This is a genomic window from Rhizobium sp. 18055, assembly GCF_902706285.1.
GTDB lineage: Bacteria > Pseudomonadota > Alphaproteobacteria > Rhizobiales > Rhizobiaceae > Rhizobium.
This window is the reverse complement of the sequence record NZ_CACSKD010000460.1, coordinates 1-396: the sequence shown is the minus strand read 5'-3', so window position 1 is coordinate 396 and position 396 is coordinate 1. Positions and strand designations below refer to the sequence as shown.

Here is a 396-nt window from a genome sequence, read left to right as displayed (position 1 = left end):
GTGGTGGACAAGTCCTTCAGCACGAAGAAGATCACCTGCGTGATAAACAGCATGCTCAAAAGCCTCAAGAGGCAGCTCATCGGTGCGCATGCTCGCCCTGGTGGCAACCCCGACAATCTTGCGGGAGTACGCATCGGTGATGAACGCGGTGTACGCAAACCCCGACAGGGTACGCACGTAGGTGATGTCAGCGACCCACAGCCGGTGCGGCGCTGACGCGGTGAAGTCACGATTGACCAGATCAGGACGACAATCCGGGACATCAGCCCGAAGCGTTGTGATCGGAGTGCGGCCCCTTCTGCGGCCTTGGATGCCGGCGAGTTTCATCAACCGGGCGGTCTGATCACGACCGATGTCCCAGCCGGCGCGCTGCATAGCCTTCCACATCTTGCGTAC

At 60.4% G+C, this 396-nt stretch carries 1 protein-coding gene; it reads right to left on the bottom strand.

Annotated features, from left to right (window positions below):
• A partial coding sequence (locus GVL52_RS30020) for a DDE-type integrase/transposase/recombinase (RefSeq protein WP_368735345.1) occupies positions 1-396 on the bottom strand: 396 nt, incomplete at both ends.